Source organism: Maritimibacter fusiformis (assembly GCF_008086115.1).
Taxonomy (GTDB): domain Bacteria; phylum Pseudomonadota; class Alphaproteobacteria; order Rhodobacterales; family Rhodobacteraceae; genus Muriiphilus; species Muriiphilus fusiformis.
Genome location: NZ_VSIY01000005.1, coordinates 55,665 through 73,290, shown reverse-complemented (window position 1 = coordinate 73,290; position 17,626 = coordinate 55,665). Strand labels below are relative to the sequence as shown.

Here is a 17,626-nt window from a genome sequence, read left to right as displayed (position 1 = left end):
GCGGCAGCACGATAAAACAAGGGCAAGAAGCGATGGCTGGCGACAAGCAGAACCTACAGGACGCATTCCTGAATCACGTCCGCAAGGCCAAGGTTCCGGTGACCATCTTCCTGATCAACGGGGTCAAGCTGCAGGGCGTGATTTCGTGGTTCGACAACTTCTGCGTTCTGCTCAAGCGCGACGGGCAGAGCCAGCTTGTCTACAAGCACGCGATCTCGACGATCATGCCGTCGCAGCCGATCAACCTCTACGACGGCGACGATAGCTGATCCGGCGACCGGTCCGATCAGGGCGCCGGGTGGCGCCTTGGGGCGTGCTTTGGTGACGGCCTATCGCGACGCTCCGAAATCCGAGCCTGGACCATGACAACAGAACCGACCTCACGCGAAGCCAAGCCCACCCGCGCCTGGGTGATCCACCCCGAACTGACCGCCGAACGCGACCGCAGGCCATCGGGGCCGGCGCTCGAGGAAGCCGTGTCGCTGGCCGGGGCGTTGCCGGGGCTGGAGGTCCTGGGGGCCGAGGTGGTGCGGCTGGCCAAGCCGCATCCGGGGCACCTGTTCGGCACCGGCAAAATCGAAGAATTGCGCGCCCGGCTCGAGGCCGAGGAGGTCGAGCTTGTGCTGATCGACGGCCCGGTGTCGCCGGTGCAGCAGCGCAACCTGGAAAAGGCCTGGGAGGTCAAGATCCTCGACCGCACCGGGCTGATCCTCGAGATCTTCTCGGACCGCGCGGCGACGCGCGAGGGGGTGTTGCAGGTCGAAATGGCGGCGCTCAGCTATCAGCGCACCCGGTTGGTGCGCGCCTGGACCCACCTTGAACGTCAGCGCGGTGGGCTTGGCTTCGTCGGCGGCCCCGGCGAGACCCAGATCGAGGCCGACCGGCGCGCGATCGACGATCAGCTTGTCCGCCTGCGCAAGCAGCTGTCCAAGGTGGTCAAGACCCGCGAATTGCACCGTGCCGCCCGCGCCAAGGTGCCGTTTCCGGTGGTCGCGCTGGTCGGCTACACCAACGCCGGAAAATCGACGCTGTTCAACCGCATGACCGGGGCCGAGGTGATGGCCAAGGACATGCTGTTCGCCACGCTCGACCCGACCATGCGCGCGCTCGACCTGCCCTCGGGGCGGCGGGTGATCCTGTCCGATACGGTCGGTTTCATCTCGGACCTGCCGACGCAACTGGTCGCGGCCTTCCGCGCCACGCTGGAAGAGGTGCTGGGGGCCGATCTGATCCTGCACGTGCGCGACATCGCGGCCGACGAGACCGAGGCGCAGGCCGCCGATGTCGCGGCCATTCTCGAAGAACTTGGCGTCGATCCCGACGTCCCCCGGATCGAGGTCTGGAACAAGCTCGACCTGCTCACTCCCGACGCCCGCGCGGCGCGCGAGACCGAGGCGGCGCGCGGACCTGACGTGGTGGCAATCTCGGCCATCACCGGCGACGGCATCGCGGCGCTGCTTGACGAGATCGAGGCCCGGCTGGGCGAGGTGACAGAGCGCACGGCCCTGCACCTCGATTTCGCCGAAGGGCGCAAACGCGCCTGGCTGCATGACGCCCATGTCGTGGCCGACGAGGCCGAGGACGATACCGGCTGGCAGATCACGGTCGACTGGACCGCGCGCCAGCAGGCGGAATACGAAAAGCAGGCCGGCTGAGCTACTCCATCGGCACGAGCCGCGTCACCCCGACCGCCGCCGCCCGCGCCAGCGCCGGGTCGAGCGACATCGGGATGTATTCGCCACGCCGCCACAACTCGCCCAGATCGTCGTAGTGGCGGCTGAGGAAATGCCCCGACTGGCCGGTCGAGGTGACGAACAGCGACGAATCCGGGTCCGAGAAATCGTAGACGCCGCGATAGCCGGCGCCGTGCACGTTCAAAAACGGGTCGGGATCGATGCCGCTGGTGCGGCCGCGATTGAGCGTGTTGTCACCGCCCGAAGTGGATTGCCGTATGTTCACGAACCATTTGAGGAACGGCAAATCGCCCAGAACCTGGTGGTCATGGGTGGCCTGATGCGCGTCGCCCCAGCGCAGCGCCTCCTGTTCGCCGCCGTATTTCTCGCCGATCCAGATCAGCGCCTCGTCAAGGGCCGCGCGGGCAATGTCCGTGCATGTCTCCTCGGGCGCGGACTGGACCACGTCGCACCAGACGCCCGCGCCCCCGATGTCGCGAAACACCCGCTCGATGAACACCGGCTCGACATGGGTGAAGGCCCCCGCCAATGGCCCCAGTTCGTCACGGATCAGCCGGTCTTGCAGCGCGCGCATCCAGGCCATGTAGATCAGCGGCTCCGGCATATGCTCGTTCATCTCGCCGTTCCAGTCGGCCAGCAGCGACAGGGCGCGCTGGCGGGCGCGCTCGGGTGTTCCGTCCGGGGCAGGATCGCCAGTGAACCACAGGTCGGCGCCGACCAGCGGCAACAGGTTGCGCGCAGTGATCGACACGGTGTCGAGTTGGGCTTCGATAAAGCTTTCGCGGGTGTGCACGGCGCGGCCCTGCATCAGCTTTTGCCAGCGCTGGATGCGCTGGGTATCGCCCCAGTCAAAGCTGACGTGCAGCGGAAAGGGCCGGTCCAGCAGCTTGTTGTTGGTGTTGCCGACGATGCCGCCCGAGGGGTCGATGAAGGCCGGGTTGGCGGCATAGGCATCAAACCCCAGCCAGCGGTTCTGCGTCTCCCACCCCGGCGCGGGCAGGCGGCCCAGCGTCATGTGGTCGGCGGCCCGGCGCGGCATCGCCCCGAAGGTCTTGAGCGCGATGCCGTCGCGGTCGGCCATGGTCACGTTCTGCGACGGCGCCACGAACCCGCGCCCGGCCTCGACCCCCTCGGCCACGGATTTGGCACGCATCAGTTTCATCCCGGCCGACATCGAGGTGTCCTCGGCGGTCAGAAGCGTCCAGCCGATCGCGGTGACGTGGCCCGGCGGCGTGATCGCGGCCAGCCCGTAGTGTTTGCCGGGCAGGACCGGGCCGTTGTCGGTCCACTGCCGGTTGATCGTCACCGGCTGGGCGTCCTTGACGCGGATGATCGTCGGGCTGGTGCGCATCGGGGCATAGCCGTCGGGCGTCAGCACCTCGGCGGGGTTGTCGGGGTTGAGTTTTTCGATGAACACATCCTGATCGTCGAGATAGGACGAGGTCAGCCCCCAGCCGAACTCGGCGCTGCGCCCGACCAGCACCACCGGCATGCCGGGTATGGTGGCACCGATCACCCCGCCCGACGACAGCTCGAGCCGGGCCAGATACCAGATCGTCGGTGCCGAAAACCCCAGATGCGGATCGTTGGCCAAAAGGGTGCCGCCGGCGGCCGAACGCGATGGCGCGGCGGCCCAGGCGTTCGAGGCGCCGGCCATGTCGAACGTCGCCACCGGCGACAGCGGGTCAGGCGTAGGCAGCGGCGCGTTCAGGGCGAAATCGGTGGGCGCGACCCCCTCGAACAGCGAGGCATAGTCGGGCAGGGCGGCCAACCCCGACCCGGGTGCGTCGGGCATGATGTCGCGCAGACGCTCTTCGGGCAGGGCCAGTGCGACGCGGGCGCGCAGCACTTCCTCTTGCAGGTGGCCGGCAAGTTGCACGCCCATCAGCTTCATCACCGCAAGACTGTCGGCGGGCACCCAGGGGGCCAGATCGTTGGAAAACAGGAAGAGTTCCGGCGCGCCGCGCCCCAGGGCTTCGCTGTTGACCCGGTCCAGCCAGGCGTTGACGCCGCGCGCATAGGCCTCGAGCGCCGCCATGGTCTCGGCATCCTGAACCGCCACCGCGTCCTGCGCGAGGCGGTAGAGGTCGAGCCGGCGCATCAACTCGTCGATCGGCAGGGTACGTTCCCCGAACATCTCGGACATGCGCCCCTGCACCGTGCGCCGAAGCATGACCATCTGCCACAGCCGGTCCTGGGCATGGGCATAGCCAAGGCCGAAGAACACGTCCGCGTCGGTCCCGCCAAACACATGCGGCACGTTGGCATGGTCGCGCACGATCTCGAGCGGGGCCGAGATGCCGCGCGCCGGGCGGGTCACGTCATAGTCGGGGATCGAGCGCTGCGCGAAGTAATACACCGCCCCCAGCGCCAGAACGAACAGCACCATCACCGCGGTTACGATCCGCGCGAGCCAGCGAAAGAGTGATGCCATGTGTCCCCGCCGTTTGTTGACCTCAGCCTGTCCCCCGTCAATAAGGGCAGGCATCAGACAGTGCAATCGACGGAGGTCGGGTCATGGCGAAATGCGCGTTCCTGGGACTTGGGGTGATGGGCTATCCGATGGCCGGCCACCTGGCGGCCAGAGGGCACGAGGTGACGGTCTACAACCGCACCGGGGCCAAGGCCGACGCCTGGGTGGCCGAACATGGCGGACAGGCCGCGCCGACCCCGCGCGAGGCCGCCGCGGGCGCCGATTTCGTGATGGCTTGCGTCGGCAACGACGACGACCTGCGCGCGGTCTGCCTTGGCGATGACGGTGCCTTTGCCGGCATGTCGCGGGGCGCGGTGTTCGTCGATCACACCACGGTGTCGGCGCAGGTCACGCGCGAACTGGCCGGCTTGGCCGGGAAAAACGGCGTGAGTTTCGTCGATGCGCCGGTTTCAGGCGGGCAGGCGGGGGCCGAGAACGGCGTGCTGTCGGTGATGTGCGGCGGTGACGAGGCCGCGTTCGACGCCGCCGCGCCGATGATGGCGGCCTATGGCAAGACCGTGAAGCGGCTGGGCGAGACCGGTGCCGGGCAGTTGACCAAGATGGTCAACCAGATCTGCATCGCCGGGCTGGTCCAGGGTCTGTCCGAAGGGTTGGCGTTTGCCGAGAAGGCCGGGCTGGACGGGCGCGCGGTGGTCGAGGTGATTTCGGGCGGCGCGGCCGGAAGCTGGCAGATGGTCAACCGGCACGAGACCATGCTGGCGGACGAGTTCGAACACGGCTTTGCCGTCGACTGGATGCGCAAGGATCTGGGCATCTGTCTGGCAACGGCGAACGAGAACGGCGCGGCGCTGCCGGTCACGGCGCTGGTCGATCAGTTCTACAAGGACGTGCAGAACATGGGCGGCGGTCGCTGGGACACCTCGGCGCTGATTCGTCGTCTCAGGGAGTAGGGCGATGCGCCGCTTCGCCTTTGCTCTCGTGGTTCTTCTAGGGACCGCCGGGCCCGCGGCGGCCGAGGAGTTCGCGCTGGTCCACGGCAACTGGTGCGGATATCAAAAGAGGCTCGGCCCGGGCGGGGCCGATTTGCCGCCGATTGATACGCTCGACGCGATCTGTATGCGCCACGACCTATGTTACGCCTCGCGTGGGGTGAACGACTGCGGTTGCGACCTCGCGATGATGCGCGAGATCAGTGGGCTGAATTGGGCCTCGGGGCGTTCGTCGCGGCTGGCGCGGGCTGTGTTCTACGCGATCGCGGCCTTGCCCTGCACCGATCGGGTCGGCCAGTTGCGCAAGATCGAGATGGCGTTGTCCAGCGATATGTGATCCGATCCCGCCGTCGATCCGAACCACCAAACCCCGAACCCTCGACCACGACAGGAGCACACATGCCCGCACCCAGACGTTTTCTCGCAGCCCTTCCGTTGCTCCTCATCGCCAGTGCCGCCGCCGCCCATACCGACGCAGAGGCGGGCGGCTTCGTGTCGGGTCTGTCGCATCCCGTGAATGGCTGGGACCATGTCGTCGCGATGGTCGCGGTCGGGCTTTGGGGCGCGTTTCTCGGCGCGCCGGCGATCTGGCTGTTGCCGGTGGTGTTTCCGCTGGTAATGGCGCTGGGGGGCGCGGCAGGGGTTCTTGGCCTGCCGCTGCCGATGATCGAGACCGGGATCGCGCTGTCGGGCGTGGTGCTGGGGCTGCTCATCGCCTTCGCGGTGCGCGCGCCCTTGTGGGTCGCGGCAGTGATCGTCGGCGTCTTCGCGGTGTTTCACGGCCATGCCCACGGCACCGAACTGCCCGAAGCGGCCAACCCGCTGGTTTACGGCGTCGGTTTCGTCATCGCCACCGGCATCCTGCACATCATCGGTATCGGCTTTGGCTTTCTTGCCGGATCGCGGCCCGGACGGATCGCGGTGCGCACGCTTGGCGTGGCGATCGCGGCGGCGGGCGGGGCGTTTCTGTTCGGACTGGCCTGATGCGGCGTGCGGCCCTGGCGCTGGCCGCGGGGGCGGTCCCCACGGCGGCCTGGGCGCATGCCTTCTCCACCGGCAAGGATGCCTACGGCGCCTTTCTGGAGGGGGCCGGGGTGATCCTGGCCGCGCCGGGGTTGATCCTGCCGGTGGCCGCGCTCGGGATCGCGCTGGCCCTGTGGCGCAGCGAGGGGCTGCTCGCGGCCTGGCTGCCGTTTCTGGCTGGCGGGATGGCTGGGGTCGCGCTGGCGCCGTTTGCCGGGTCCTGGGCGGGGCTGGCGGTGATCGGGACGGGGCTGGTCGTGGCGGTCATCGCCGCGCTGGTGCCCCCGGCGCGGATCGGACCGGCGATGCCGGGGCTTGCAGGCTTGACCGGCGGGGCGGTGGCGCTGGCCGCGCTCGAAGGTCACGGCTGGGGCGAGGTGGCGCTGGCCACCCGTGTCGGAATCCTGTTCGCCGCCAATATCGCGCTGGCCACTGTCGCGGGCGCGGCGCGCGTCAGCCTCGAGCGGATCGTCCATCCGGCAACACGCATCGCCTGGCGGATCGCCGCGTCCTGGGTCGCGGCGATCCTCGTGCTGTCGCTGGCTTTCCTGATGCGCGCACCCGGAGCCTGAGCGTCAGGGGATGATGCGGGTGTATTTCATGCCTTCCAGCGTCGCGCCGATGATCAGCCCGGCCTGACCGAACACGATCGCGACCACCGGGTTGACCGTGGTGATGGTGTCGGCCGTGAAGCGGTCGCCCTCGGTGCTGACGGCGTATTTCACATCCGCGCCCGCGACCCAGCCCGAGGAGCGGCGGAAATCGGCCAGCGCCTCGTCGGTCATGAAGAACAGCACATGCGCGAACTGCTGCGCGCCGGCCTGAATGCCGAAGCTGGCCTTGGCCTGCGAATAGTAATCCACCGTTACGCCGTTGACCAAGAGCGCCCCGCGCCCGTAGGAGCCGCCCAGGCCAAACCCGGCCTCGGTCACCAGCGGCATCACCAGCAACCCCGAGGCCTTTTCCGCCAGCCGCCGGCTGTCGGGCACCTCGCGGTACATCTGGTTGATCGTGGCCTGCACCCGCGCGTCGATGGTCGTCGCACCGGCGCCGCCGAGCCCGTTGGCGCAGCCCGCGAGCACAAGCCCGCTGCCGCCAAGCCCAAGAATGAAATTACGTCTGGAAGTTTTGCCCATACCGGCCCATGCCTTTCTGTCGCCTCACCACCGGATCTGTCGTCCGGATTCCGCACCCAGAATAGGCCAATCCCCGCCGCCTGTCACGCGCAGGGTGAGGGTGGGCGAATTTTCGCCTTTGCCCTTACGTCACGCGCGCGCCGGAGCACGCGCGCGCCGGAGTCGGCGCCGTGAGTGTTTTTGCCAAGATGAAGACACGGGCGGTTTGTCCGTCGCCGCCCCGTCAGCCGTTCAGCCGTTCAGCGCGCGCGCAAGGCGCGGGGCGAAATAGGTCAGGATGCCGTCGCAGCCGGCGCGTTTGAAGGCCATCAGGCTTTCGACCATGACCTTGTCTCCGTCGAGCCAGCCGTTCTCTGCCGCCGCCATCAGCATCGCGTATTCGCCCGACACCTGGTAGGCGAAGGTGGGCGCGCCGAAGCGGTCCTTTACCCTGCGGCAGATGTCGAGATAGGGCATGCCGGGCTTGACCATCACCATGTCGGCGCCCTCCATCAGGTCACGCTCGACCAGCCGCAGCGCCTCGTCGGAATTGGCCGGGTCCATCTGATAGGTGTTCTTGTCGCCCTTGAGCGCGCCGGATGCCCCGACCGCGTCGCGAAACGGGCCATAGAAGGCCGAGGCGTATTTGGCGGCATAGGACATGATCGAGACGTTCTGGTGACCGGCGGCTTCCAGCGCGGTGCGGATCGCGCCGATGCGGCCGTCCATCATGTCGCTCGGTCCCAGGATGTCGGCCCCGGCCTCGGCCTGGGCCAGTGCCATCTTGACCAGCGCCTCGACGGTCGCGTCATTGACGATCTCGCCATCCACGACAAAGCCGTCATGGCCGTTGATGTTGTAGGGGTCGAGCGCGATGTCGGTCATCACCGCGATGCCGGGGGCGGCGTCCTTGATGGCGCGGATGGCGCGGTTGGACAGGTTGTCCGGGTCCCAGGCGCCGGCGCAATCCTCGGTCTTTTCGCCCTGGTCGATGTAGGGAAACAGGCAGATCGCCGGGATGCCGAGGTCTTGTGCCTCGCGCGCCGCCTTCGCCACCCGGTCGACGGTCAGGCGCTGCACGCCGGGCATCGAGGAGATGTCGTGGCTGGCATCCTTGCCCTCCATCACGAACACCGGCCAGATCAGATCATCCACCGACAGCGCGGTTTCGCGCACCAGCGCGCGCAGCGCCGGGCTGCGGCGGTTGCGGCGCAGGCGGGCGGCGGGAAAGGGGGCGACTGTGGGCATGGGCATCTCCTCATGGGGCTCGCCATCCTTTGCCACGGCGCTGCGCGCATCTCAAGGGTGCGGCTTTCCGGGCTGGCGTTCAGGGGGCACCGGCGTTAAAGCTGGCGCAAACACGGGGCTAAAGGGACAGGCGCGGCAGTGGATTGGTATTCGGCCGTTTTCGAGCTGATCGACATGCGATCCTTTTCGAACCTCTGGTTCTGGATCGCATTGGCCGTGGTATGGTCGACCACCTCGCACTGGATCGTCGGGGTGCCCTACGACATGGTGCAGCGCGCCGAGCGTCATGGCGGCGAGGCCGAGGTCGACCTCGAGGACATGGTGCGGATCAACTGCAACCGCCTTCTCTATATCGCGGGCACCGCCGGGCTGTGGCTGATCGGGCTGGGGTCGGCGTTCCTGACTTCGCTGGCGATCCTGGGGTTTCTGTACCGGATCGAGTTCGCCCAGGCGGTGTTCCTGCTGGCCCTGCCGATGTCTCTGGTGGGGTTTCTGTCGATCAACACCGCCCGGGTGATCCGCGACCGGGGGCTGGCGGGCGAGGCGCTGCGCAAGCGGATGCTGCGCCACCGGGTCCACACCCAGATTGTCGGCATGATCGCGATTTTCGTCACCGCGCTGTGGGGAATGTATCAGAACCTGATGATCGGGGCGCTCGGCGGTTGACACCGGCGATGGGGCCGCTACCTGTCCGGCCATGACCGACCGCTCCCGCCAGATCACGCTTTCGGGCGCCCCCGAGGGCTTTGACGCGCTGCTCGTCGCGCGCGAACTGGAGAAATCCGGCGGCCCGGTCGTGCATGTCGCGCGTGACGCGGGCCGGATGGCGGCGATGCAGGCGGCGCTGGAGTTTTTCGCGCCGGACGTGCCGCGCATCGGGTTTCCGGCCTGGGATTGCCTGCCGTTCGACCGGGTGTCGCCCAATGCCGACGTGTCGGCGGCGCGCATGGCGACGCTGGCGGGGCTGGCGCAGGGGATGCCGGACCGCTTCATCCTGTTGACCACGCTCAACGCCGCGACCCAGCGGGTGCCGGCGCGCGCGGTGCTGCGCGAGGCCAGTTTCACCGCCCGGGTCGGCTCGCGCCTCGATATCGACGCGCTCAGGGCGTTCCTGGTGCGCATGGGGTTTTCCCAATCGCCGACCGTGATGGAGCCGGGCGATTTCGCGGTGCGTGGTGGCATCATCGACATCTATCCGCCGGGCGAGTTGGGCCCTGTGCGGCTGGATCTGTTCGGCGACGTTCTGGACGGCGCGCGCCGGTTCGACCCCGTCACACAGCGCACCACCGAGAACCTGAGCGTGATCGAGCTTGCCCCGGTTTCCGAGGTCATCCTCGACGAGGCCGCGATCACCCGGTTTAGGCAGAACTACCGCATCGAGTTCGGCGCAACCTCGGACGATCCGCTCTATGAAGCGATCAGCGCGGGGCGCAAGCATCAGGGCGTCGAACACTGGCTGCCATTCTTTCACGACCGGCTGGAGACCCTGTTCGACTACCTGCCCGAAGCCAGCGTCATGCTCGACGACCAGTTCACCCCGGCGCGGCTCAGCCGGTGGGAGGGGATCGCGGATCAGTATGACACGCGGCGCGAGGCGATGAATGCCAAGACCCGGATGGACACGGTCTACAAGCCGTGCCCGCCGGGGCTGCTCTATCTCGATGATGCTGCCTGGGGCGAGGCCGTGGGCGGGCACCGGGTGATCGGGTTTTCCGCGCTGCCGCAGCCGACCGGGCCGGGCGTGCTGGATGGCGGCGGGCGCATCGGGCGCAATTTCGCGCCCGAACGACAGCAGGAAAAGATCAACCTGTTCAGCGCACTGGCCGATCATGTTCGGGCAAAGCGTGAGGCCGGGCCGGTGGTCGTCGCCTCCTATTCCGAGGGTGCGCGCGAACGCCTGCAAGGGCTTCTGGCGGACGAGGGGCTGACCGCCACCGCGCCGATTGCAGACTACCGCGACGTGCCGGACAAGCATGGCGGCGTCTATCTGGCGGTCTGGCCGCTGGAGCACGGCTTCGAGGGGGCCGGGCTGACGGTGATCTCGGAGCAGGACGTGCTGGGCGACCGCCTGATCCGCGCGCCAAGGCGCAAGCGGCGGGCCGAGAACTTCCTGACCGAGACGCAAAGCCTCAGCGCGGGCGATCTGGTGGTGCATGTCGACCACGGCGTCGGGCGCTATACCGGGCTTGAGACCATCACCGCCGCCGGTGCGCCGCATGAATGCCTGGCGCTGGAATACGCCGGCGGCGACCGGTTGTTCTTGCCGGTCGAGAACATCGAGCTTCTGTCGCGGTTCGGGCATGAACAGGGGCTGCTGGACAAACTGGGCGGCGGCGCGTGGCAGGCCAAGAAGGCCCGGCTCAAGGCGCGTATCCGCGAGGTTGCGGACAAGCTGATCCGGCTGGCCGCCGAACGCGCGCTGCGCCACGCCCCGGTGCTGGAAGCGCCGCATCACGCCTGGGAGGAGTTTTCCGCGCGTTTCCCCTATGCCGAGACCGAGGACCAGTTGGCGGCGATCTCGGACGTGATCGAGGATATCGCGAGCGGCCAGCCGATGGACCGGCTGATCTGCGGCGACGTGGGGTTCGGCAAGACCGAGGTGGCGATGCGCGCCGCCTTCGTCGCGGCGATGTCGGGCCACCAGGTGGCGGTGATCGCGCCGACCACGCTGCTGGCACGTCAGCACTACAAGAGCTTTTCCGAGCGCTTTCGCGGCTTCCCCATCCAGGTCGGGCAGTTGTCGCGTTTCGTCGGGCAACGCGAGAGCGAGTTGACGCGCGAGGGCATGAAGCGCGGCACGGTGGATATCGTGATCGGCACCCACGCGCTGCTGGCGAAAGGCGTGCGGTTTCAGAACCTTGGCCTTTTGATCATCGACGAGGAACAGCGCTTCGGCGTCGCCCACAAGGAGCGGCTGAAGGAACTGCGCTCGGACGTGCATGTGCTGACGCTGACCGCCACGCCGATCCCGCGCACGCTGCAGATGTCGCTTTCGGGGGTGCGTGACCTCAGTATCATCGGCACGCCGCCGGTCGACCGGCTGTCGATCCGCACCTATGTCAGCGAGTTCGACAGCGTGACCATCCGCGAGGCGCTGCTGCGCGAGCATTACCGGGGCGGCCAGTCGTTCTTCGTGGTGCCGCGCATCAAGGACCTGCCCGAGATCGAGGAATTTCTGGCCGATCACGTCCCCGAGGTCAGTTTCGTCGTCGCCCACGGCCAGATGGCGGCGGGCGAGTTGGACCGGCGGATGAATGCCTTTTACGACGGCAAGTATGACGTGCTCTTGGCCACCACCATCGTGGAATCCGGCCTCGATATCCCGACGGCGAATACCATGATCGTCTACCGCGCCGACATGTTCGGGCTGGCGCAGCTATACCAGATCCGGGGCCGCGTGGGCCGCGCCAAGACCCGCGCCTATGCCTACATGACCACCAAGCCCCGTGTGCCACTGACCCCTGGGGCGGAAAAGCGGCTGAAGGTGCTGGGATCGCTCGATTCGCTCGGCGCGGGGTTCATGCTGGCCAGCCAGGATCTGGACATTCGCGGCGCGGGCAACCTGCTTGGCGAGGAACAATCCGGCCAGATGCGCGAAGTCGGCTATGAGCTTTACCAGCAGATGCTGGAAGAGGCGATCGCCAAGATCAAGGCGGGCGAGCTTGAGGGGCTGACAGAGGCCGATGAACAATGGGCGCCGCAGATCAACCTGGGCGTGCCGGTTCTGATCCCGGACACCTTCGTGCCCGACCTCGACGTGCGGCTGGGGCTCTACCGCAGGCTCAGCTCGCTCTCGACCAAGGTCGAGCTGGAGGGCTTTGCCGCCGAGTTGATCGACCGCTTCGGCAAGCTGCCAAAGGAAGTGAACACGCTTCTTCTGATCGTGCGCATCAAGGCGATGTGCAAACGTGCCGGTATCGCGCGGCTGGATGGCGGGCCGAAGGGCGCGACGATCCAGTTTCACAACGACAAGTTCGCCAATCCCGCCGGGCTGGTCGAATACCTCAATTCCCAGAGCGGTCTGGCCAAGGTCAAGGACAACAAGATCGTGATCCGGCGCGACTGGTCCAAGGACAGCGACAAGATCAAGGGCGCCTTCGCTATCGCCCGCGATCTGGCCGAGAAAGCGGGAACGGTGACTCGACGGGCCTGAGCGAAAAATGGGATGACTGCCCGGTGGTTGTCGGTCAAGGTTGATCCGAAGCCTTGGGTAGCCAGATTGGAGGTCGACATGTCATCGAGCCTGAAACGCGTGTTCCCACTTGCCAGGACGCTTATGCGCGGTGTCGTTGTGGTTGGTCTTTTCGCCTCGGCCCCGGCGCTGGCGCAGGACGACGTGGTGCCGCCCGAACCGAACATGGTCTGCGGCCCGGACGTGTCGGCGGGGCAGTTCAAGCTCGATGAAATCGGCCCCCGGATCGCCGGCACATGGTCCGCCGAGGCGCCCGGCCTTGGTTTTACCGCCGGGGTTCACGCTTTTACCGCGAATATCACCTTCGAGCGTGGGCGCATCTACATTCTGGCCAACGGCACCAAGATCGAACTCAGGCCGGTCTATGGCACCCGCAAGGAGTTGCGCTACGACCCGATCCGACAGCAAGCGCTGCCCGAGGCGGCCCATGCCGTGAAGGTCTCGCTGGAGGATATCGGGCTGGTCACGGATTGCGAGATCGGCCTCGCGCCGCAATTCACCTGGACCTATGGCATCGGCGCGCGCAGTTCGGGCGGGGTCTACAGCTTTCTCGACAGCCACACCGCCATCGGCACGATGTGGAACAGTGCCCAGGGCGCGCGCGAGGTCTATCTGTCGCGGTAGGTGCTGTCCTGCGCCCGGTCCCGGCCCCGGTCGGTCCAGACCAGCGCGAAGGCGACCGCGGAACAGATCGCGACGCCCAGCATCAGGGGTTTCGGGCTGCCGTCGAAGGCCAGCCCGACCGGCACCGCGATCGCCACCGCGAGGATCGAACTGAACGCGCCGATCACCGCGCTGGCGGTGCCCGCGATATGGCCCAGCGGCTCCATCGCCAATGCGGTGACGTTGCCGAATGTCAGCCCGTTCATGAAGAACAGCGTCACCGACCAGGCGATGAAGATCCACAACTGCGTGTGCTGCGACAACCCGTCGAAAACCCCCGCCGCCCACAGCGCCCAGACCGCGCCCGCGATCAGCAACTGGCTGCCAAAGGCGGCGCTGGCCAGGGGGCGCATCCCAAGCCGCATCACCAGGCGCGCGTTGATCACGCCTGATGTGCCTGACACCAGCGCGACGCCGGCGAAATAGAGCGCAAAGCGGTCGCCCGCGCCCAGCGCCTCGACATAGACCTCCTGCGCCGAACTGATGTAGGCCATGAGTTGCCCGAACCCGAGCGTCATCACCACGAGGTAGCGCATCGCCACGGCGGAGCGCAGCACTTCGGCTACCGCCTCCCAGATCCTGCCGGGCCGGAAGACGCGGCGATGTTCATCCGCCAGTGTTTCGGGCTGGCGCAGCAAGAACCATGTCAGCACCGTCAGTCCGAGCGCCACATAGGCGCCGAACAACCCGTGCCACCCGGCCAGCGCGATGATCTGCTGCCCGATCAGCGGCGCGATCGCCGGGACGATGACGAAAAAGGTGAAGATCAGCGAGCCGACCCGCGCCTGCGCCCGGCCCGAGAACAGGTCGCGCGTCACCGACTGGCTGACCACGCGTCCCGCCGCCGCGCCAAGGCCTTGCAGGAACCGCGCCGCCAGCAGCGCCTCGAGCGAGTTCGCCACGATCCCCGCGATGGCGCCCAGAACGAACAGCCCGACGCCAAGGCTCAGCGCGGCGCGACGGCCATAGCTGTCGGAGAACGGGCCGATGAACAATTGGCCAAAGCCGGTGCCCAGCACGAAGGCCGAGATCACCAGTTGCGCCCGGCTGACCTCGTCAGGCACGAATTCGGCGGCGATGTCGGGCAGGGCGGGCATGATCGAATCGATCGAGAACGCCATCAGCGACATCAGGGCGGCCAGCAATATGACCAGTTCGGCAAAGGCCGGCGGGCGGCTTGGGGAAAAGAGGCGGCGCATGGGAAATCCTTGTCTGCGCCTGTCATGCCCGAAGCGGTGGGGATTGGCCAGCGCCTGAGCGCGAGATCAGGTGGCGGGGTCGACCTGCGCCGCGATCTCGTCGATCACCTTCAGCCACAGCTCGACCGGCTGCGCCCCCGGCACCACGTGCCGGCCCGCGACCACGAAGGTCGGCACCGCATTCACGCCCTTTTGCCGCGCATCCTCGGCACGCGCGCGGATATCCTCGGCATCCGCGCCGGTGACCAGCAGCCGCGCGACCACCGCGCGGTCCATTTCGCAAGCCTCGGCGATATCCGCCAGCACCTCGCGGTCGCCGATGTCGCGGCCTTCGGTGAAATAGGCCCGAAACAGCGCCGAAACCACCGGGGTCTGGCGCCCCTCGATGCCGGCCCAGTGGATCAGCCGGTGCGCGTCCAGCGTGCTGGGCGTGCGCGCCATGCGTTCGAGGTCAATGCTGAGACCAGAGGCCTCGGCGGCCTCCAGCACCGGCAGATAGGCCTTCACCGCGCCCTCCTGCCCGCCGAACTTTGCTTCGAGATAGGCGCGCCGGTCCATCCCCTCGGGCGGCATGTCGGGGTTCAGCATGAACGGGTGCCATTCGATCCGGAACGGGTGATCGGGCCGCTGTTCCAGCGCCTGAAACAGCCGCGCCTTGCCGATGTAGCACCACGGGCAGATCGGATCGGAAAAGATGAAAAGATCAACCATGGGCCATGCCTAGCCGGGAAATCCGCCCGGGGAAAGGGGCGGGCGCGACACATTCGGGTGACGCGGCCGGGTGACGCGGGCGCTTCACCCGGCGCGAAGACCCGGCACCGCGATCTCGCCCGCCTCGACCCGGTCGCGCAGCACCCGGCGCAAGAGCTTGTTGTTGGCTCCGCGCGGCAGGGCGTCGACGGCGACGAACAGGCGGGGGCATTTGTAATGGGCCAGACGGGTGTGGGCGTGGGCGGACAGGTCCACCTGTTCGGTGGGGGCTGCCTCGGGCACGTAGAAACAGGCGATCACGCTGGCGCTGTCGCTGACCTTGAGGGTCAGGCAGGCGGCCTCGTGGACGCCCGGATGCGCCGCCATCGCCGCCTCCACCTCGACCGGCGAGACGCGATAGCCACCGGCGTTCATCATGTCGTCCTCGCGCCCCAGATAGGTGATGGCGCCGTCCTTGGCCATGCTCACGCTGTCGCCGGTCACGAACCAGCCATCGCGAAAGCGTGCGCGGGTCTCATCCTCGGCCCCGAGATAGCCCAGCATCAGCCCCGGATCGTCCGCCGCGACCGCCAGCACGCCGGGGGTGGCGCGCCGAACCGGGCCATCCGCGCCCAGAACCGCGATCCGCCGCCCGGGTTGCGCGCGGCCCAGCGTGCCGGTGGGCGCCGGGCGGTCCGGTGCGCCCGAGACGAAGGTCGAGCATTCCGACATCCCGAACGCCTCGTAGATCGCGGTGCCGGTCGCCCCCTGCCACGCGTCGCGGATGCTCTCGGCCAGTTTCTCGCCCGCGCTCAGGCCGTGGCGCAGCGTCGGCAGCGGCGGCAGGTCGTGGCGCAGCATCTGGCGATAGACGCCGGGGGCCGCGGCGAAAATGGTCGCGTTGTGCGCCGCCATCAGCCCCGGCAGATCGGCAACCCTGGTGTCCGCGGCGGGGATCAGGGCGGTCGCGCCCCGGCTCCACGGGTCCATCAAGCCGGTGCCCAGCGTATAGGTCCAGTTGAAGGCGCCCGCGTGCATCAGCCGGTCGTCGGGCCGCAGCCCATACCAGCCATCCCACATCATCCGCCGCGCCCAGATCGCGCGGTGGGCATGAACCACGGCGCGCGGCGTGCCCGAGGTGCCGGAGGTGAAGACCGCATAGGCCGGGCGGTCGGGATCGCCCATCACCGGCGCGGCCGGGGCATGGCCCGCGAGGTCGTGCAACTCGGCCTCGGTGATCACCGGGGCGGGCAGGGGCGCTGGCAGGGCGATGCCCGGCCCGGCCACGATCAGGGCGGGGTCGAGCATCCCGGCCATCGGCGTGATCTCGGCCCCGGTCAGTTGTGACGAGGTCGGCACCGGCACCAGCCCGGCGGCGATGGCGCCAAGAAAGGCCAGCGGAAACTCGACACTGTTGCCAAGCCGCAAGAGCACCCGCGAGCCCGGCGCGAGGCCAAGTGCCTGAAACCCGCCCGCGATGCCGAGCACGGCACGCGACAGCCGGGCATGGCTCCAGTCATCGGACCGCGTCGGGCCGACCACCGACAGCGCCAGCTTGTCGGGATGCGCAGCACCGTCGGCCAGCACGTATTGCGCCAGGTTGAAGGCGGCGGGTGGCGGGGCAAGGCGGGGGCCGGGGGCGTCGATGGACAACATATCCGCAGGTATGGCATGCCTGCCGGGCGTTGCAAGCGGCCCCTGTTGCGGCTTATAGACTCTCATGGACCACGATCCCAATACCCAGCCCAGCCTGATCCGGCTGGCCCGCGAAAGCGGATTGCCGGCGGCGGACCCGCAGCCGCTCGATCTTGGCGCGCGGGTCCGGGCGCTGCGCAAATCGCGCGGCTGGACATTGGATCAGGCCGCCCGACAGGCCGGGCTGGCACGCTCGACGCTCTCGAAGATCGAGAACGGGCAGATGTCGCCGACCTATGACGCGCTGAAAAAACTGGCCACCGGGCTGGAAATCTCGGTGCCGCAACTGTTCACCCCGCCGCAGGAGGCGCGCGTCTCGGGGCGGATGACGGTGACCAAGTCCGGCGAAGGCCAGGCGCATCCGACCGCGACCTATGAGCACGAGCTTCTGGCGGGTGCCCTGACCAAGAAGGCGATGCTGCCTTACCGCGCCCGGGTTCGCGCGCGGTCGTTCGACGAGTTCGACGGCTGGGTGCGCCATGACGGCGAGGAATTCCTCTATGTGCTGACCGGCGCGATCCGCCTGATCACCGAGTTTTACGAGCCGGTCGAGATGCGGCGTGGCGACAGCGCCTATTACGACGCCTCGATGGGCCACAACGTGATCTCGGTGTCGGACGAGGATGCGACGATCCTCTGGGTGACGTCGCTCTGAGGTCGATACGAGTCGGGGGCGTGATGACA

The 17,626-nt window shown here is 67.8% G+C and carries 16 protein-coding genes; 10 read left to right on the top strand and 6 right to left on the bottom strand.

Translation table 11 applies throughout. The features are described 5' to 3' along the window. Positions 1–32: 32 nt before the first annotated feature. Complete coding sequence (gene hfq / locus FVF75_RS07960; RefSeq protein WP_148377448.1) at positions 33–269, top strand: RNA chaperone Hfq; 237 nt, start codon at positions 33–35, stop codon at positions 267–269. 93 nt (positions 270–362) lie between these two features. Beyond that, on the top strand, positions 363–1,655 hold the full coding sequence (gene hflX / locus FVF75_RS07955) for a GTPase HflX (RefSeq protein ID WP_148377447.1): 1,293 nt from the start codon (positions 363–365) through the stop codon (positions 1,653–1,655). Between the two features lies 1 nt (position 1,656). Here hflX and FVF75_RS07950 read toward each other — a convergent pair whose 3' ends face one another. Continuing rightward, the gene (locus FVF75_RS07950; protein ID WP_148377446.1) at positions 1,657–4,128 is read right to left on the bottom strand and encodes a penicillin acylase family protein; all 2,472 of its coding nucleotides are present in this window, start codon (positions 4,126–4,128) and stop codon (positions 1,657–1,659) included. Between the two features lie 83 nt (positions 4,129–4,211). On the opposite strand from FVF75_RS07950, the gene FVF75_RS07945 reads away from it, so the two are divergent. The 4 genes from FVF75_RS07945 (at position 4,212) to FVF75_RS07930 (ending at position 6,712) form a co-directional block, all read left to right on the top strand. After that, positions 4,212–5,078, top strand: a complete 867-nt coding sequence (locus tag FVF75_RS07945) for an NAD(P)-dependent oxidoreductase (protein ID WP_148377445.1) — start codon at positions 4,212–4,214, stop codon at positions 5,076–5,078. 4 nt (positions 5,079–5,082) lie between these two features. Further along, the gene (locus tag FVF75_RS07940) at positions 5,083–5,454 is read left to right on the top strand and encodes a phospholipase A2 family protein (protein WP_148377444.1); all 372 of its coding nucleotides are present in this window, start codon (positions 5,083–5,085) and stop codon (positions 5,452–5,454) included. 62 nt (positions 5,455–5,516) lie between these two features. Continuing rightward, positions 5,517–6,101 (top strand): HupE/UreJ family protein, encoded by a 585-nt coding sequence (locus tag FVF75_RS07935; protein ID WP_148377443.1) that lies wholly within the window; start codon positions 5,517–5,519, stop codon positions 6,099–6,101. Continuing rightward, entirely contained in the window at positions 6,101–6,712 is a 612-nt protein-coding gene (locus FVF75_RS07930) for a hypothetical protein (protein WP_148377442.1), read from the top strand. The genes FVF75_RS07935 and FVF75_RS07930 overlap by 1 nt, the downstream gene beginning before the upstream one ends. Before the next feature lie 3 nt (positions 6,713–6,715). On the opposite strand, the gene FVF75_RS07925 is transcribed toward FVF75_RS07930, so the two are convergent. Both FVF75_RS07925 and hemB read right to left on the bottom strand, forming a co-directional pair. Then, positions 6,716–7,276, bottom strand: a complete 561-nt coding sequence (locus FVF75_RS07925) for a lipid-binding SYLF domain-containing protein (protein WP_148377441.1) — start codon at positions 7,274–7,276, stop codon at positions 6,716–6,718. 231 nt (positions 7,277–7,507) lie between these two features. Beyond that, positions 7,508–8,503, bottom strand: a complete 996-nt coding sequence (gene hemB / locus FVF75_RS07920) for a porphobilinogen synthase (RefSeq protein WP_425463225.1) — start codon at positions 8,501–8,503, stop codon at positions 7,508–7,510. Positions 8,504–8,641: 138 nt separating this feature from the next. On the opposite strand from hemB, the gene FVF75_RS07915 reads away from it, so the two are divergent. From FVF75_RS07915 to FVF75_RS07905, 3 genes are all read left to right on the top strand, one after another. Beyond that, complete coding sequence (locus tag FVF75_RS07915; RefSeq protein ID WP_148377439.1) at positions 8,642–9,169, top strand: component of SufBCD complex; 528 nt, start codon at positions 8,642–8,644, stop codon at positions 9,167–9,169. 31 nt (positions 9,170–9,200) lie between these two features. Next, on the top strand, positions 9,201–12,656 hold the full coding sequence (mfd, locus tag FVF75_RS07910) for a transcription-repair coupling factor (RefSeq protein ID WP_148377438.1): 3,456 nt from the start codon (positions 9,201–9,203) through the stop codon (positions 12,654–12,656). 138 nt (positions 12,657–12,794) lie between these two features. Then, positions 12,795–13,319: a hypothetical protein gene (locus tag FVF75_RS07905; RefSeq protein WP_187393010.1), complete on the top strand. Its 525-nt coding sequence runs from the start codon at positions 12,795–12,797 to the stop codon at positions 13,317–13,319. On the opposite strand, the gene FVF75_RS07900 is transcribed toward FVF75_RS07905, so the two are convergent. The 3 genes from FVF75_RS07900 to FVF75_RS07890 all read right to left on the bottom strand — a co-directional run bounded on the left by FVF75_RS07900 (position 13,304) and on the right by FVF75_RS07890 (position 16,903). Beyond that, positions 13,304–14,557, bottom strand: a complete 1,254-nt coding sequence (locus FVF75_RS07900) for a multidrug effflux MFS transporter (RefSeq protein WP_148377436.1) — start codon at positions 14,555–14,557, stop codon at positions 13,304–13,306. The two genes, FVF75_RS07905 and FVF75_RS07900, sit on opposite strands and share 16 nt — an antisense overlap. A 66-nt stretch (positions 14,558–14,623) precedes the next feature. After that, complete coding sequence (locus FVF75_RS07895; RefSeq protein ID WP_148377435.1) at positions 14,624–15,268, bottom strand: DsbA family oxidoreductase; 645 nt, start codon at positions 15,266–15,268, stop codon at positions 14,624–14,626. 84 nt (positions 15,269–15,352) lie between these two features. Then, positions 15,353–16,903 carry a class I adenylate-forming enzyme family protein gene (locus FVF75_RS07890; RefSeq protein WP_148377434.1) on the bottom strand — a complete coding sequence of 517 codons (1,551 nt, stop codon included), beginning with the start codon at positions 16,901–16,903 and terminating at the stop codon, positions 15,353–15,355. Between the two features lie 64 nt (positions 16,904–16,967). Between FVF75_RS07890 and FVF75_RS07885 the strand changes: the two genes are divergently transcribed. Beyond that, positions 16,968–17,597, top strand: coding sequence for a helix-turn-helix domain-containing protein (locus FVF75_RS07885; RefSeq protein ID WP_148377433.1), 630 nt, complete (start codon positions 16,968–16,970; stop codon positions 17,595–17,597). Positions 17,598–17,626 lie beyond the last annotated feature (29 nt).

Bases quoted from the DNA above. Each gene is read 5' to 3' on its own strand.
- FVF75_RS07895 (WP_148377435.1), bottom strand. From the start codon at position 15,268: ATGGTTGATCTTTTCATCTTTTCCGATCCGATCTGCCCGTGGTGCTAC.
- FVF75_RS07885 (WP_148377433.1), top strand. From the start codon at position 16,968: ATGGACCACGATCCCAATACCCAGCCCAGCCTGATCCGGCTGGCCCGC.
- hfq (WP_148377448.1), top strand. From the start codon at position 33: ATGGCTGGCGACAAGCAGAACCTACAGGACGCATTCCTGAATCACGTC.
- FVF75_RS07900 (WP_148377436.1), bottom strand. From the start codon at position 14,557: ATGCGCCGCCTCTTTTCCCCAAGCCGCCCGCCGGCCTTTGCCGAACTG.
- FVF75_RS07950 (WP_148377446.1), bottom strand. From the start codon at position 4,128: ATGGCATCACTCTTTCGCTGGCTCGCGCGGATCGTAACCGCGGTGATG.
- FVF75_RS07930 (WP_148377442.1), top strand. From the start codon at position 6,101: ATGCGGCGTGCGGCCCTGGCGCTGGCCGCGGGGGCGGTCCCCACGGCG.
- FVF75_RS07935 (WP_148377443.1), top strand. From the start codon at position 5,517: ATGCCCGCACCCAGACGTTTTCTCGCAGCCCTTCCGTTGCTCCTCATC.
- FVF75_RS07925 (WP_148377441.1), bottom strand. From the start codon at position 7,276: ATGGGCAAAACTTCCAGACGTAATTTCATTCTTGGGCTTGGCGGCAGC.
- FVF75_RS07890 (WP_148377434.1), bottom strand. From the start codon at position 16,903: ATGTTGTCCATCGACGCCCCCGGCCCCCGCCTTGCCCCGCCACCCGCC.
- FVF75_RS07940 (WP_148377444.1), top strand. From the start codon at position 5,083: ATGCGCCGCTTCGCCTTTGCTCTCGTGGTTCTTCTAGGGACCGCCGGG.
- hflX (WP_148377447.1), top strand. From the start codon at position 363: ATGACAACAGAACCGACCTCACGCGAAGCCAAGCCCACCCGCGCCTGG.
- mfd (WP_148377438.1), top strand. From the start codon at position 9,201: ATGACCGACCGCTCCCGCCAGATCACGCTTTCGGGCGCCCCCGAGGGC.
- FVF75_RS07945 (WP_148377445.1), top strand. From the start codon at position 4,212: ATGGCGAAATGCGCGTTCCTGGGACTTGGGGTGATGGGCTATCCGATG.
- hemB (WP_425463225.1), bottom strand. From the start codon at position 8,503: ATGCCCACAGTCGCCCCCTTTCCCGCCGCCCGCCTGCGCCGCAACCGC.